This window comes from Salinicola endophyticus, assembly GCF_040536835.1.
Classification (GTDB): Bacteria; Pseudomonadota; Gammaproteobacteria; order Pseudomonadales; family Halomonadaceae; genus Salinicola; species Salinicola endophyticus_A.
Genome location: NZ_CP159578.1, coordinates 2,393,520 through 2,407,912, shown reverse-complemented (window position 1 = coordinate 2,407,912; position 14,393 = coordinate 2,393,520). Strand labels below are relative to the sequence as shown.

Annotated in this window: 11 protein-coding genes and 2 tRNA genes; 9 read left to right on the top strand and 4 right to left on the bottom strand. The window is 65.3% G+C overall.

Features of this window, described 5'->3' with window-relative positions:
• Positions 1-210: 210 nt before the first annotated feature.
• Complete coding sequence (locus tag ABV408_RS10910; protein WP_353978983.1) at positions 211-1,974, top strand: IlvD/Edd family dehydratase; 1,764 nt, start codon at positions 211-213, stop codon at positions 1,972-1,974.
• A gap of 18 nt (positions 1,975-1,992) precedes the next feature.
• On the opposite strand, the gene ABV408_RS10905 is transcribed toward ABV408_RS10910, so the two are convergent.
• Entirely contained in the window at positions 1,993-2,412 is a 420-nt protein-coding gene (locus tag ABV408_RS10905) for a secondary thiamine-phosphate synthase enzyme YjbQ (protein WP_353978982.1), read from the bottom strand.
• 186 nt (positions 2,413-2,598) lie between these two features.
• Here ABV408_RS10905 and attM point away from each other — a divergent pair, with 186 nt between their 5' ends.
• From attM to ABV408_RS10890, 3 genes are all read left to right on the top strand, one after another.
• Positions 2,599-3,384 (top strand): N-acyl homoserine lactonase AttM, encoded by a 786-nt coding sequence (attM, locus tag ABV408_RS10900; protein WP_353978981.1) that lies wholly within the window; start codon positions 2,599-2,601, stop codon positions 3,382-3,384.
• Between the two features lie 148 nt (positions 3,385-3,532).
• A complete protein-coding gene (locus ABV408_RS10895) occupies positions 3,533-4,660 on the top strand; it encodes a zinc-dependent alcohol dehydrogenase family protein (RefSeq protein WP_353978980.1) in 1,128 nt (375 codons plus the stop codon).
• Between the two features lie 234 nt (positions 4,661-4,894).
• On the top strand, positions 4,895-6,274 hold the full coding sequence (locus ABV408_RS10890; RefSeq protein ID WP_353978979.1) for a class II fumarate hydratase: 1,380 nt from the start codon (positions 4,895-4,897) through the stop codon (positions 6,272-6,274).
• A gap of 73 nt (positions 6,275-6,347) precedes the next feature.
• Here ABV408_RS10890 and ABV408_RS10885 read toward each other — a convergent pair whose 3' ends face one another.
• The 3 genes from ABV408_RS10885 to ABV408_RS10875 form a co-directional block, all read right to left on the bottom strand.
• The gene (locus tag ABV408_RS10885; protein ID WP_353978978.1) at positions 6,348-7,421 is read right to left on the bottom strand and encodes an endonuclease/exonuclease/phosphatase family protein; all 1,074 of its coding nucleotides are present in this window, start codon (positions 7,419-7,421) and stop codon (positions 6,348-6,350) included.
• Between the two features lie 117 nt (positions 7,422-7,538).
• Complete coding sequence (gene glpD, locus ABV408_RS10880) at positions 7,539-9,071, bottom strand: glycerol-3-phosphate dehydrogenase (RefSeq protein ID WP_353978977.1); 1,533 nt, start codon at positions 9,069-9,071, stop codon at positions 7,539-7,541.
• Positions 9,072-9,329: 258 nt separating this feature from the next.
• Positions 9,330-10,121: a DeoR/GlpR family transcriptional regulator gene (locus ABV408_RS10875; RefSeq protein WP_353978976.1), complete on the bottom strand. Its 792-nt coding sequence runs from the start codon at positions 10,119-10,121 to the stop codon at positions 9,330-9,332.
• A 664-nt stretch (positions 10,122-10,785) separates the two neighbouring features.
• On the opposite strand from ABV408_RS10875, the gene ABV408_RS10870 reads away from it, so the two are divergent.
• From ABV408_RS10870 to ABV408_RS10850, 5 genes are all read left to right on the top strand, one after another.
• Positions 10,786-10,862: transfer RNA gene (locus tag ABV408_RS10870), tRNA-Val, on the top strand.
• 25 nt (positions 10,863-10,887) lie between these two features.
• Positions 10,888-10,964 (top strand) — tRNA-Val (locus ABV408_RS10865).
• 357 nt (positions 10,965-11,321) lie between these two features.
• Positions 11,322-12,419 (top strand): ABC transporter ATP-binding protein, encoded by a 1,098-nt coding sequence (locus tag ABV408_RS10860; protein WP_353978975.1) that lies wholly within the window; start codon positions 11,322-11,324, stop codon positions 12,417-12,419.
• 10 nt (positions 12,420-12,429) lie between these two features.
• Positions 12,430-13,542 (top strand): ABC transporter ATP-binding protein, encoded by a 1,113-nt coding sequence (locus ABV408_RS10855; RefSeq protein ID WP_353978974.1) that lies wholly within the window; start codon positions 12,430-12,432, stop codon positions 13,540-13,542.
• Positions 13,529-14,392 carry a carbohydrate ABC transporter permease gene (locus ABV408_RS10850; RefSeq protein WP_035471596.1) on the top strand — a complete coding sequence of 288 codons (864 nt, stop codon included), beginning with the start codon at positions 13,529-13,531 and terminating at the stop codon, positions 14,390-14,392. Before ABV408_RS10855 ends, ABV408_RS10850 begins: the two co-directional genes overlap by 14 nt.
• Position 14,393: the final 1 nt, after the last annotated feature.

Genomic DNA, 14,393 nt, shown 5'->3' with positions numbered 1-14,393 from the left:
TTTTGCTATTAGTTGGTTATTGGTCTTCGCCTTTACCGTGCAAGCACTTACCCGCGAGACCCGCGTCCTGATCGAGACCTGGGCCAATAGGTTAGACGCGATCGCGCTTTTCGCCCTGGTCGCCGTTCGCGGCGCCGTAGGCAGAAACCTGACACATACCAGACGCTACGGGGCCGCGCGGTCGGACCCGGCGGATCAAGGAGAGACGACATGAGCGATGCTGACGATACCGCCGACAAGACCCCGCGACTGCGCTCTGCGGAGTGGTTCGGCCGGGCCGATAAGAACGGCTTCATGTACCGTAGCTGGATGAAGAACCAGGGCATTCCGGACCACGAGTTCCAGGGCAAGCCGATCATCGGCATCTGCAACACTTGGTCGGAACTGACGCCCTGCAACGCCCACTTTCGCAAGCTCGCCGAGCACGTCAAGCAGGGGGTGCTCGAGGCGGGGGGGTATCCGGTGGAGTTCCCGGTGTTCTCCAACGGTGAGTCCAACCTGCGCCCGACGGCGATGTTCACCCGCAATCTGGCGAGCATGGATGTCGAGGAGGCGATCCGCGGCAATCCCATCGATGGCGTGGTGTTGCTGGTGGGCTGCGACAAGACCACCCCGGCGCTGCTGATGGGCGCGGCGAGCTGTGATATTCCGGCGATCGTGGTCACCGGCGGGCCGATGCTCAACGGCAAGCACCAGGGCAAGGATATCGGCTCCGGCACGGTGGTCTGGCAGCTCTCCGAGCAGGTCAAGGCGGGCCAGATCTCGATGCATGACTTCATGGCGGCAGAGGCGGGCATGTCGCGCTCGGCGGGCACCTGCAACACCATGGGTACGGCCTCGACGATGGCCTGCATGGCCGAGTCGCTGGGGGTGTCGCTGCCCCATAACGCCGCCATTCCGGCAGTGGACTCACGCCGCTACGTGCTCGCCCATCTCTCCGGCAACCGTATCGTCGAGATGGTCCACGAGGACCTCAAGCTGTCGAAGATCCTCACCCGTGAGGCGTTCGAGAACGCCATTCGCACCAATGCCGCCATTGGCGGCTCGACCAATGCGGTGATCCACCTCAAGGCGATCGCCGGGCGTATCGGGGTCGACCTGAGCCTCGACGACTGGACCCGGATGGGACGCGGCACGCCGACGATCGTCGACCTGCAGCCCTCCGGGCGCTATCTGATGGAGGAGTTCTACTATGCCGGCGGCCTGCCGGCGGTGCTCAAGCGTCTGGGCGATGCCGACCGCCTGCCGCACCCGGATGCGCTGACGGTCAATGGCCGCACGCTGTGGGAAAACGTGCGCGAGGCGCCGCTCTACAACGACGACGTGATCCGCCCGCTCGACAACCCGCTGCGCGACGACGGCGGGATGTGCATCCTGCGCGGCAACCTGGCGCCCAATGGTGCGGTGCTCAAGCCCTCGGCGGCGACCGCGGCGCTGATGAGCCATCGCGGGCGCGCGGTGGTGTTCGAGAACTTCGACGACTACAAGGCGCGCATCAACGATCCCGATCTGGAGGTCTCGCCGGACGACATCTTGGTGATGAAACACTGCGGTCCGCGGGGTTATCACGGCATGGCCGAAGTCGGCAACATGGGGCTGCCGCCTAAGATCCTGGCCCAGGGCATCACCGACATGGTGCGCATTTCGGATGCCCGCATGAGCGGCACCGCCTACGGCACCGTGGTGCTGCACGTGGCCCCGGAGGCGGCCGCCGGCGGCCCGCTGGCGGCGGTCGAGAACGGCGACTGGATCAGCCTGGACTGCGACAGCGGCAAGCTCGAGCTGGAGGTCGACGATGCCGAGATCGCACGCCGCCTGGCTGCCGCCGATCCCACCGCGGCGTCGAACCAGATCGCCAGCAGCGGCGGCTATCGCCAGCTCTATATCGAGCACGTGCTGCAGGCCGACGAGGGCTGTGACTTCGACTTCCTGCGCGGCTGCCGTGGCGCCGAGGTGCCGCGGCATTCGCACTGAGAGGCTGGTTCGGCGGAATCACTCGCCGCTCAGGGTGGCGGTGATCCGGCGCGCGCCGCCGTGCTGGCGGTGCTCGCCGAGCCAGATGCCCTGCCAGGTACCGCTGAGCAGGCGGCCGTTGTCCACCGCCAGGGTCAGCTGGGTGCCGAACAGGCTGGCGAGCACGTGGGCGGGCATGTCATCGGGGCCTTCGAGGGTGTGACGCAGGCCGTCGAGTCGCTCGGGGGCGATCCGGGCGGCGAACAGCGCCATGTCATGGCGCACGTCGGGGTCGGCGTTCTCGTTCAGGGTCAGCGAGGCCGAGGTGTGCATCAGTTGCAGATGGAGCAGGCCGGTCTGGATCTCTGCCAGTCGCGGCAGCGCCGCCAGGATCTCGTCGGTGACCAGGTGAAAGCCGCGCGGGCGCGCGGAGAGCGTGAATTGCTGACGGTGCCACATGGTTGAGACGTCTCCGTGAGTGTGCTGAGAGCGTGCATGCCTGGGACCAAAGTCCGCTGTTCATGCCGTTTGGCGGTGTCCTACTCTGACACGTCCGGTCGCCCGGCTGCGAGGGTCGATGCCGATAACCGAAGTGCTCACTTAGTGGGCAATGTCGTCTTCATAGGGCCAAACCAGGAGTGCGTCATGACTACCCCCCGCCTTTACATGTTCCAGACCGGCACGCTCAAGTGCCGGGTGTGCAATATCAAGATGAACGCGGGCCTGGATGAGTACGAGATTCCCGTGCCCTGGTATCTGATCACGCATCCGCAGGGCAACGTGGTCATCGACGGCGGTTGTGCCGTCGAGTGCGCCAGCGATCCGGAGAAGCACTGGGGCGATATCACCGCGGTCTATTGGCCCGTGATGCGTGAGGAAGAGGGGTGTGTACAGGCGCTGAAGGACTTCGGCATCGAGCCCGAGGACGTGCGCTATGTCCTGCACAGCCACCTGCACCTGGACCATACCGGCGCAACCGGGCGCTTTCCCAATGCCACGCATATCGTACGGCGGCGCGAATACGAGTATGCCATGGCGCCGGACTGGTTCTCCGCCGGTGGCTATATCCGCGCCGATTTCGATCGCCCCGGATTGAAATGGCATCTGCTCGAGGATGGCGACGACGGCTATGACGTCTTCGGCGACGGCAGCATCCGCTTCATCTTCACCCCGGGGCATGCCCCTGGCCATGCCAGCTTCCTGCTCCAGCTCCCCGAGACCGGCCCGGTGCTGCTGGCGGTGGATGCGGCCTATACCACTGACCACTGGGAGGAGAAGGCGCTACCGGGCTTTCTCGCCTCGACCGTGGATACGGTGCGCTCCGTGCGCAAGCTGCATGCGCTGGCCGAGAAGACCGGGGCGCTGGTGGTCACCGGCCACGACCCGGAGGCGTGGCCGACCTTCCGTCACGCGCCAGAATACTATTCCTGACAGCTCGGGTTTCCCCTGACAGCCCGAGTTTTTCTGATAGACCGAGTGTCGGGTCTGGCGTGTCGACCGCCGGGCCTGGCACATCAACGCCAGGCGCACTCGGCATGATGAGGCTTGCCGGGGCGATCCATCGAATAGGGAAGTCGCGATGAAAATGCATGCAGCCGTGATCCACGAGATGCAAAAGCCACGCCCGTACCGGGAGTCGCAGCCGCTGTCGATCGAGGAGGTCGAGCTCGACCCGCCCGGACGCGGCGAGGTGCTAGTGCGCATGCGCGCCGCCGGGCTGTGCCACTCCGATCTCTCCACCATCAACGGCGATCGGCCGCGGCCGCTGCCGATGGTGCTGGGGCACGAGGCCGCCGGCGAGGTGGTCGAGGTCGGCGAGGGTGTCGAGGATCTCGCGCCCGGCGATCATGTGGTGTTCTCATTTGCCCCCAGTTGCGGCGCCTGCGCCTCGTGTCTCTCCGGGCGCGCGGCGCTTTGTGCACCGGGGCAGGTGGCCAATGGCGCCGGGCACCTGCTGGGCGGCGGCATGCGCCTGCACCGGGGCGGGCAGCAGATCTATCACCACATCGGCGTCTCCGGTTTCGCCGAGTATGCGGTGGCCTCGCGACGCTCGCTGACGCGGATCGATGCCGATCTGCCGTTCCATATCGCGGCGCTGTTCGGCTGCGCCGTGCTCACCGGGGTCGGCGCGGTGGTCCACACTGCCGGCCTGCGCCTGGGGCAGTCGGTGCTGGTGGTCGGCCTTGGCGGGGTCGGGCTGGCGGCGGTGATGGGGGCTGCCGGGGGCGGCGCTCGCCAGGTGATCGCCGCCGATATCGCCGCGGACAAGCTGGAGACCGCCAAGGCGATGGGCGCCACCCATGTGGTCAACAGCGGCGATGCCGATGCCATCGAGCAGGTGCGCGAGATCAGCGGCGGTGGGGTGGATATCGCCGCCGAGTTCGCCGGTGTCTCCAAAGCGCTGGAGTTCGCCTACGAGTCTACCGCCCGCGGCGGTACCACGGTGACCTCGGGGCTACCGCATCCGGACGTGCGTTTCGCCATCAGCCCCACGCGGATGGTCGCCGAGGAGCGCACGCTCAAGGGCTCCTATCTGGGCGGGCACGTGCCGTCGCTGGACGTGCCGGAGTATATCGCGCTCTACCGTGCCGGCCGGCTGCCAGTGGAGCGGCTGCTGACCCACCGTCTGAAGCTGGACGAGATCAATCTGGGTTTCGACCGGCTTGCCAGCGGAGAAGCGATCCGCCAGATCATCGACTTCGATTGACCCACGGCCACGCGCCCGCTGTTGGAACTTCTCACCGCCCGCGCCCCTTCGGCGCGGGCGGTGTCGTCTTGTGGATCGTGCTTGGGCCTCTGGCACCCGCCATGCGGAGGCGATGGTAGCAGCAACCAGCGCAGGGCCTGCTAGTCTTGAGTAAGTCACTTTGGCGCCGTCGCCGCCACGCAGCAGCGGTGCCTCATTTCATCGGCATTCATCCGCCATCGTCAGGAGGCAATCATGACCCAGCAGCGCATCGAACGTGACAGCATGGGCGAGCTCGAGGTGCCCGCCAGTGCGCGCTACGGCGCCCAGACCCAGCGCGCGGTGAACAACTTCCCGGTCAGCGGCCAGCCGCTGCCGGGCGAGTTCATTGCCGCGGTGGCACGAATCAAGCGCGCCGCCGCCGAGGTCAACCAGGCGTTGGGCCTGCTCGACGAGGCGCGCGCCAACGCCATCATCAGCGCCGCCGACGAGATCATCGCGGGGCAGCACGCCGATCAGTTCCCGGTGGATGTGTTCCAGACCGGCTCCGGCACCTCGACCAACATGAACGTCAACGAGGTGATCTCGCATCTGGCCAGCAGCGACTCGCTCACGGTGGGCCCCAACGATCACGTCAACATGGGGCAGTCGAGCAACGATGTGATCCCCACTGCGATCCATCTGGCCGCGGCGGTTCAGGTGCGTGAGCGGCTGCTGCCGGCGCTGCACTACCTACGCTCGAGCATCGACGACAAGGCGCAGAGTCTCGGCGACGTGGTCAAGACCGGCCGCACCCATCTGATGGACGCCATGCCGGTGCGCCTGAGCCAGGAGCTGGGCGGCTGGTCGAGCCAGATCGGGCAGGCGATCGAGCGGCTGGAGGATGGTCTCAAGCGGGTGACGCGCCTGGCACTGGGCGGCACCGCGGTGGGGACCGGGGTCAATGCTCATCCCGAGTTCGCCCAGCGGGTGGCGGAGCACCTGGCCCGCGATACCCATCTCGAGTTTCGGTCCAACGACAGCTTCTTCGCCAGCCTCGCCTCCCAGGATGCGGCGGTGGAGCTATCCGGGCATCTGCGCACCTACGCCTGCGCGGTGATGAAGATCGCCAACGATCTGCGCTGGATGAACTCCGGGCCGCTGGCGGGCCTGGGCGAGATCGAGCTGGAAGCGCTGCAGCCGGGCAGCTCGATCATGCCGGGCAAGGTCAATCCGGTGATTCCGGAGTCGGCGATCCAGGTGGCGGCTCAGGTGATCGGCAACGATACCGCGATCACCGTGGCGGGGCAGAGCGGCAATTTCCAGCTCAACGTGATGCTGCCACTGATCGCCCACAACCTGCTCGGATCGATCCGGCTATTGACCAACGTCAGCCGGCTGCTGGCGGATCGCGCCATCGCCACCTTCAACGTGCGTCGGGACAACATCGAGACGCCGCTGTCGAAGAATCCGATCCTGGTCACCGCGCTCAACTCGGTGATCGGCTACGATGCCGCCGCCGCCGTGGCCAAGAAAGCCTACCAGGGTGGCCGCCCGATCATCGACGTGGCCGAGGAGGAGACCGATCTTTCCCGCGAAGAGCTGGAACGTCTGCTCGACCCGGCCAAGCTGACCGAGGGCGGTATTCCCGAATAGGCGGTGGGTATACCTGCATACACCAGCGCCACCCTCCGGGGTGGCGCTGGTGTATCGGTAGCGGCGCGTCAGCTCACACCGGCGCTTCGCCGTGGCGCTCCTTGGCCTCTTCGATGGTGTCGTCGGCGTCGCGGCGCTCCTCGGCGTCGGCGGCTTCCGGCTCGTTCTCGTCGGCCCGGCTGGGATCGTGACGTAGGGTGACCAGCATCGGGAAGTGGTCCGAACCGATCTCCTTCAGGCGGCGCATCGACACCAGCGTGAACTGCTCGGAGACGAAGACGTGATCCAGCGGCCAGCGCATGAACGGATACTTGGCATGGAAGGTACTGTACTGACCGCGGCCGCGGCGTAGATCGAGCATGCCGCTGACCTTGCAGAACAGCTTGGTGGTGCGCGACCAGGCGACATCGTTGAGGTCGCCGGCCACCAGTGTCGCCCGCTCGTCCCCGACAATCGCCTCGCCCACCAACAGCAGCTCGGCATCGCGCCATAGTGACTCGTCGCTCTCGGACGGCGCGGGCGGGCGCGGGTGCAGTGCATGCAGCCGCACGCGCTTGCCGCTCTCCAGGCGCACCCAGGCGTGGATCGAGGGGATGTCATCCTGGATCAGCCACTTCACGTCGACCTCCTCGAGCGGAAGGCGCGAATAGAGGTGCATGCCGTAGAGATTGTCGAGCGGAATGCGCACCGCGTCAGGGAACTGTTCACCCAGCGCCTCGTCGAGGCGGTCTCCCCACCAGCGGTCGGATTCCAGCGTCAGCAGCAGGTCGGGTCGGTGCTGCTCGACCTGGGAGATCAGCTTGTGTGCCTGGCGGTTGGGAGTCAGCACGTTGGAGACCAGCAGCGTGATCTCGCGGCTGGCATCGCGCTCACGCGCTTTGACCACGGCGCAGCGGGCCAGTGGGGTCCAGGGGTAGATGCGTGCCCACTGTACGCCGGCGGCGATCAGGCTGGCGCCGACGCCGCACCAGTGCCACCAGGCGTGGGGTTGGCAGGCGAGCTGGAGCAGCGCCAGCGCGGTGGCGATGCAGGCGAGCTGCAGCAGGGGAAAGTCGAAGCTTCTCACGCTCCAGTGCCGAATCCGCAGATAGGGCACCAGGGTCACGATCAGCACCAGGCAGCCCAGCAGCGTGAACAGGAGTTGCAAAGCGGAGATCCTCGGAAAAGAGCAGCGGGTGCCTCCAGCGTAGCAGAGGGCCAGGAACACACCGCCGCTTTTGCCGGGCCCCCTGGACCGCGCCCGAGGCGAAGATCGCTGATGCGGTCAGACCTCTCCCATGGCGACCGCGGGGCTGGTTGCGGTCAGGCTGGGGTGGGTGGCGAGGTAGGCGTCCAGCGCCTCGACCTGGGCCGGCGTCAGCACTAGGCCCAGCTTGGTGCGCCGCCACAGGATGTCGTCACTGGCGCGGGCCCACTCGTGATCGATGAGATAGTCGACCTCTGCGCGGGTCAGCCCGCCACCGAACTCCTCGCCCAGCGTCTCAAGGCGTTTGACGCCATCGAGAAAGTGAAGGCACAGGCTGCCGTAGCTGGAGGCGAAGCGCTCTGTCCACGCCGTCGGCAGGAACGCGTAGTCGCGCTGGAGGCGGGCGGCGAACGCCTCGCGGCCATCGATGTCGCCGCCGGGCAGGGTGGCCTCGGCGGTCCATGCTGCGCGCATCTGCGGCAGCAGCGGCTTCAGCTTGTGCAGGGCCGCCTCGGCGAGCTTGCGATAGGTGGTGATCTTGCCACCGAAGATCGACAGCAGCGGGGCGCCGTGGGTGTCGAGATCCAGGGTGTAGTCGCGGGTCATTGCCGAGGGGTTTTCCGACTCATCGTCGCACAGCGGCCGCACGCCGGAGTAGGTGGCGATGACATCGTCGCGGCTGAGCTGACGCTGGAAGTGGCCATTGAGCACCTCGAGCAGATAGCCGATCTCCTCCTCGCTGATACCGACCTGGGACGGATCGCCCTGGTAGCGACGGTCAGTGGTGCCGATCAGGCTGTAGTGCTGCTGGTAGGGCAGCACGAAGACGATACGCCCATCCTGGTTCTGCAGAATGTAGGCGCGCTCGTCCTGGTTGAGCCGCGGCACGATCAGGTGGCTGCCCTGGATCATGCGGATACCGTAGCGTGACTGGCGCTGGGCGCTGCCCTTGACGAAGGACTCGACCCACGGGCCGCTGGCGTTGACCAGTACCTTGCCGCGTACCTGGCTGGTCTCGCCGGAGAGACGGTTCTCCAAGGTCACCCGCCAGCCGCCATTCTCCTCGCTCGCCGCGCTGCAGCGCGTGCGCAGGCGGATATCGGCGCCCTTGTCCTGGGCCTGGAGCGCGTTGAGCAGCACCAGGCGGGCGTCGTCCACCCAGCAGTCGGAGTACTCGAAGCCGCGCTTGATCTCCGGCACGAGGGGACCTTGGGCATCGAATGTCAGCCGCTTGGCGTTGGGCAGGCTGTCGCGGTGACTGAGGTGGTCATAGAGGAAGAGCCCGGCACGGATCATCCAGGCGGGGCGCAGGTGCGGCTGGTGGGGCAGGATGAAGCGCATCGGCCAGACGATATGCGGTGCCTTGCGCAGCATCACCTCACGCTCGCGCAGCGCTTCGCGGACCAGCCGAAACTCGCGGTGTTCGAGATAGCGCAGCCCACCATGGATCAGCTTGCTGCTGGCGGAAGATGTAGCGCTGGCCAGGTCGGCCTGTTCGCACAGCAGTACCGATAGACCGCGGCCGGCGGCATCGTTGGCGATACCGGTGCCATTGATGCCGCCGCCCACGACGATCATGTCGTAGGTCTTGTCTTGAGCCACCGTGCTCATGCCGTCTCCCCCCGCGTGGTGTGAGATGTCTTTTCGGAAACGAAAATAGATCAATCATTTTCGAACATCAACAGGCGGGACTCGCTTTCGCGGTGAAAATTGACGTTGAAGGCTAGATCATTGGTCGCAGGTGCGCTGGCCGCACCACGACAGGGGACGTGCTGGTTACCGCGCCGGAGCGACCTCGAGGACCCGGTGGCACCGTGGCGCCGCCTCGATCCGGGGTGGGACCAGGAGGGCGCGACGCCAGGCGCTGGCTCAATCCGATGCCGCTTGGCCCGCTCCCGGTTCGCCGGCGACATGCAGCTCGACGCCGTGCTCGTGCATCAGGCGGACCAGGGTATCCGGCGGCTGGCGGTCGGTGAAGAAGGCGTCGACCTGGCTCAGGTTGCCCTGGCGTACCACGGCGTTGCGCTGGAACTTGGAGTGGTCGGCGGCGAGATAGACCTGGCGCGAGTTGCGGATGATCGCCTGGGCCACGCGCACTTCCTGATAGTCGAACTCCAGCAGCGAGCCGTCGCGGTCGATGCCGCTGATGCCGATGATCCCGTAGTCGACCTTGAACTGATTGATGAAGTCGATCGTCGCCTCGCCGATGATGCCGCCGTCCCGGGAGCGCACCTGGCCACCGGCGACGATGACGTTGAAGTCGGTCTTGTGCTGCAGGATGGCGGCGACGTTGAGATTGTTGGTGATCACCTCGAGCCCGCTGTGCTGGCACAGCGCCTCGGCGATGAATTCGTTGCTGGTGCCGATGTTGATGAACAGCGACGCCGAGTCGGGGATCTGGGTGACCAGCAGCTCGGCGATGCGTCGCTTGGCCTCGAGATTGAGCGTCTTGCGGGTGTGGTAGGCAGTGTTGACGGTGCTCGATTCCAGCCCGGCACCGCCGTGGACTCGGCGTACCGCGCCCTCCTCGGCGAGCTGGTTGAGATCCCGGCGGATGGTCTGCGGGGTGACGCTGAACTCTGTCGCCAGCTGCTCGATGGCGGCGTAGCCCTGGCGCTTGACCAGGGCGATGATGGCGTCGTGGCGGTCCTGCTGAGTCATGTTGGGTCCTGGGGCGGCTGGCGACACGGTGACAACGCCGTTGCCGGGCCGGCTAAGCGCGAGCGTGGCGTTGTCCTGCCATGGCCGGCGAGCTGCACGGCCGATGTTGTGATCCGAATATTATCAGAAGGTGCCGCTCCCGCAGCCATATAAAAGGGGGCCGGGGCACCTTCTGCAGGGCCTTGTAGGGGTAGACCATGGTCTAGGTGTTGGGAAGCGAATTCATATTGTTGCCAATCGAAACTGAAAATGCGGTTGGAGGCCATGTCAATCATGCGGGCGAGCGCGTCGCGAGCCGAAGCGTCAAGGCGGAAGCGATGGCGACAAAACGTCAGTCCTCGAACCGTGGGCGAGCCGCGAAGGTTTCGAACGCAGCGGCAGACGCGCCAGGCCTGCTGTAGGGCGGTGGTCGCCCGGACCATCGAACACGGCGTGACGGCTTTCACCGTGGCCCGAGTGCCCGGGGCAGCTAGTATTTGCTTACCGGGGGCGATTAAAGTCAGGTCAGACAACGGCTTGGCGAATTTTTTTACACCTGAAGGGTTGCAATCCTCTGCGGCATGGGTAGAATTCGCTTCCGTTGTCACGGCGAGGCAGGCCGGATGACTCAGGCGCAGCAGCAGACGATGTCACACTTTGACGTCAGCGCCTTAGCGACACCAGCAGGACCGTAGCTCAGTTGGTTAGAGCGCCACGTTGACATCGTGGAGGTCAGCGGTTCAAATCCGCTCGGTCCTACCAGTCGCATTGACATGCCCCAGTTTGCAGGACCGTAGCTCAGTTGGTTAGAGCGCCACGTTGACATCGTGGAGGTCAGCGGTTCAAATCCGCTCGGTCCTACCATCTCGAAACCCCAGGCCCTTGGCCTGGGGTTTTGCGTTTGTGTCCCCTTCACGCTTTCCCTTTCTGGTTTCGTCCACGGCTTCCACCGTCACACCAGGTTTCTCCGCTGCACCGGGTATGTCATTTTTCGAAAAGACGAGCTTTTCGGAAGCCAACAAAAATAGCGACTTTAGTCGTAATAAAAGGACGGTTTTCGTCTCGTCCAATGGTCGCTGATACTAAGGTTCAATATTATATTAATCCTTATTAAACATGAGCTAAGCAATTTTCTGGCAGGGCCGTCTGGCGCACCCTATGGCTTTTTCGAATGGCTGTTTTACGATGCTCGGAAAAGAAAACAAAGGGGTTCTCCGGCCGATGTCATTACAACTCGAAAACGTGACGTTGAAGGTGCGCGGCGAGACTTATATCGACGAGGCCAATCTGCAGCTCGACAGCGGCTCGTTCAACGTCCTGCTCGGTCATACGCTGGCCGGCAAGACCACCCTGATGCGCCTGATGGCGGGGCTGGATACGCCCAGCCGTGGACGCGTATGGCTGGGCAGCCGCGACATGACCGATGTGCCGGTCCGTCAACGCAATGTGTCGATGGTGTATCAGCAATTCATAAACTATCCCACCCTGACTGTCTTCGACAATATCGCCTCGCCGCTCAAGCAGGCCAAGGTGGCGCGGAGCGAGATCCAGCGCCGGGTCGAGGAGACCGCCCACATGCTGGGCATCGACCATCTGCTCGGACGCTATCCGCAGGCGCTCTCCGGCGGCCAGCAGCAGCGTACGGCGATGGCACGGGCGCTGGTCAAGGACGCTGACCTGGTGCTGTTCGACGAGCCGCTGGTCAACCTCGACTACAAACTGCGTGAGTCGCTGCGAGTGGAGATGCGCAAGCTGTTCGCGTCGCGCGACACCCTGGCGGTCTACGCCACGACCGAACCCGCCGAAGCGCTCGCGTTGGGTGGCACCACGGTGCTGCTCAAGGAGGGGCGCATCGTCCAGAGCGGCCCTAGCGGGGAGGTCTATCGCCAGCCCTGCAACATGGAGGCCGCGAGCCTGTTCGGCGAGCCGCCGATCAATCTGATGGCGGCCGAGATCGCGGGCGGCGAGTGTCGTATCGGCCGCCAGCGGCTGCCGCTGCCGGCGGCCTGGCAGCGTCTGGCAGAGGGCCATTATCGCCTCGGCGTGCGGCCGCATCATGTGTCGCTGGCGCCGCTGTCCACGGTGGAAACGCTGTGCCTGCCGGTACAGGTGCGGGTGGCCGAGATCGGCGGTTCCGAGACCTTCCTGCATATGCATCACGACGAGATCGATCTGGTCGCGCATCTGGGCGGTATCCACGAGCTGGCGGTGGATCAGGCGCTCGAGATCCATCTGCCGTGCACCGAAATGTTCGTGTTCGAGCCGGGCGGGGAGCTGTTGCTCTCGCCGGCGTTCCCTGCCACCGCGGCGCGCGCCTGAGGAGACGATCATGGCAGAGATTCGCTTGGCCCAACTGGCGCACAGCTATCAGGACAATCCGAGCGCGCCAGAGGATTACGCCCTGCGGCGAATGGAGCACGTGTGGGAGCAGGGCGGCGCCTATGCGCTGCTGGGGCCCTCCGGGTGCGGCAAGAGCACGCTGCTCAACATCATGTCCGGGCTGCTGGCGCCGTCCGAGGGCGAGGTGCTGTTCGACGGCAAGGCGGTCAATGCGCTGAGCCCGCAGCAGCGCAACATCGCCCAGGTTTTTCAGTTCCCGGTGGTCTACGACACCATGACGGTGTTCGACAACCTGGCGTTCCCGCTGCGCAATCAGGGCAAGCCGAAGGCGACCGTGGAGGCGCGCGTGCGCGAGGTGGCGGCGGCGCTGGAGATCGAGCCGCTGCTGGCGCGCAAGGCGCGCAATCTCACCGCGGACGAGAAGCAGAAGGTGTCGATGGGGCGCGGACTGGTGCGGGACGATGTCGCCGCGATCCTGTTCGACGAGCCGCTCACGGTGATCGATCCGCAGCTCAAGTGGCGCCTGCGCCGCAAGCTCAAGGAGATCCATCAGCGTTTCAACGTGACCATGGTCTACGTCACCCATGATCAGCTCGAGGCGGCCACTTTCGCCGACAAGATCGCGGTGATGTACGGCGGCCAGATCGTGCAGTTCGGCACCCCGCGCGAACTGTTCGAGACGCCGCGCCACACCTTCGTCGGCTACTTCATCGGTAGCCCCGGGATGAACCTGCTCGAGCTGGAGATCGTGGCGGGGCGCGCTCACTGTCACGGCATCGAGCTGGCGCTGCCCGAGGCGTGGCACGTGCGCCTGGCCGCGCAAGAGGGCGCGCGACTGCAGCTGGGCATCCGCCCGGAGTTCGTCGAGCTGGTGCCGGCTGACGAGGCGACCCTGACCGGGCGCGTCGATCTGATCCAGGACCAGGGCTCGTTCAAGATCGTCGACGTGGCGCTCACCGCTGACTCGACCCAGCTCATCAAGGTGCGGGTCGACGAGTACACAAGCCTCGCCGAGGAGACGGTGGGGCTGCATCTGCCCGAGGCGTGGATGCGCTTCTACGCCAACGACCTGCTGCTGGAGATCTCCGATGAAGCCCTATAACAACAAGGCGTGGTGGCTGGTACTGCCGGTCTTCGTACTGGTTGCCTTCAGCGCCATCATTCCGATGATGACGGTGGTCAACTACTCGGTGCAGGACATCTTCGACCCGAGCACGCGCTACTTCGTCGGCACCGAGTGGTATCGCGAGATCCTCAGCGACCCGCGCCTGCACGATTCGCTGGTGCGTCAGTTCATCTACTCCTTCTGCGTGCTGGCGATCGAGATACCGCTGGGCATCATCGTGGCGCTGTCGATGCCGCGGCGCGGCCTCGGCGTCCCGGTCAGCCTGATTCTGCTGGCGTTGCCGCTGCTGGTGCCGTGGAACGTGGTGGGCACCATCTGGCAGATCATCGGACGCGAGGACATCGGCCTCTACGGGTCGCTGCTCAACGGCCTGGGGATCGACTACAACTACGCCTCCAGCCCGCGGGATGCGTGGATCACGGTGCTGATCATGGATGTCTGGCACTGGACCTCGTTGGTGGCGCTGCTGTGCTACTCGGGGCTGCGCTCGATACCCGACGTCTACTATCAGGCCGCGCGCATCGACCGCGCCTCGGCCTGGGCGGTGTTCCGCTACATCCAGCTGCCCAAGCTCAAGAACGTGCTGCTGATCGCGGTGATGCTGCGCTTCATGGACAGTTTCATGATCTACACCGAGCCTTTCGTGCTCACCGGCGGTGGGCCGGGCACGGCGACCACCTTCCTCAGCCAGACCCTGACCCAGATGGCGCTGGGGCAGTTCGATCTGGGCCGGGCAGCGGCGTTCTCGTTGATCTACTTCCTGATCATTCTGCTGGTGACCTGGGTGTTCTATACCGCCATGACCCACAACGACGACAAGGGGTGAG

Excerpts from the sequence above, each read along its gene's own strand:
- ABV408_RS10910 (WP_353978983.1), top strand. The coding sequence starts at position 211 with ATGAGCGATGCTGACGATACCGCCGACAAGACCCCGCGACTGCGCTCT.
- ABV408_RS10905 (WP_353978982.1), bottom strand. The coding sequence starts at position 2,412 with ATGTGGCACCGTCAGCAATTCACGCTCTCCGCGCGCCCGCGCGGCTTT.
- attM (WP_353978981.1), top strand. The coding sequence starts at position 2,599 with ATGACTACCCCCCGCCTTTACATGTTCCAGACCGGCACGCTCAAGTGC.
- ABV408_RS10895 (WP_353978980.1), top strand. The coding sequence starts at position 3,533 with ATGAAAATGCATGCAGCCGTGATCCACGAGATGCAAAAGCCACGCCCG.
- ABV408_RS10890 (WP_353978979.1), top strand. The coding sequence starts at position 4,895 with ATGACCCAGCAGCGCATCGAACGTGACAGCATGGGCGAGCTCGAGGTG.
- glpD (WP_353978977.1), bottom strand. The coding sequence starts at position 9,071 with ATGAGCACGGTGGCTCAAGACAAGACCTACGACATGATCGTCGTGGGC.
- ABV408_RS10875 (WP_353978976.1), bottom strand. The coding sequence starts at position 10,121 with ATGACTCAGCAGGACCGCCACGACGCCATCATCGCCCTGGTCAAGCGC.
- ABV408_RS10860 (WP_353978975.1), top strand. The coding sequence starts at position 11,322 with ATGTCATTACAACTCGAAAACGTGACGTTGAAGGTGCGCGGCGAGACT.
- ABV408_RS10855 (WP_353978974.1), top strand. The coding sequence starts at position 12,430 with ATGGCAGAGATTCGCTTGGCCCAACTGGCGCACAGCTATCAGGACAAT.
- ABV408_RS10850 (WP_035471596.1), top strand. The coding sequence starts at position 13,529 with ATGAAGCCCTATAACAACAAGGCGTGGTGGCTGGTACTGCCGGTCTTC.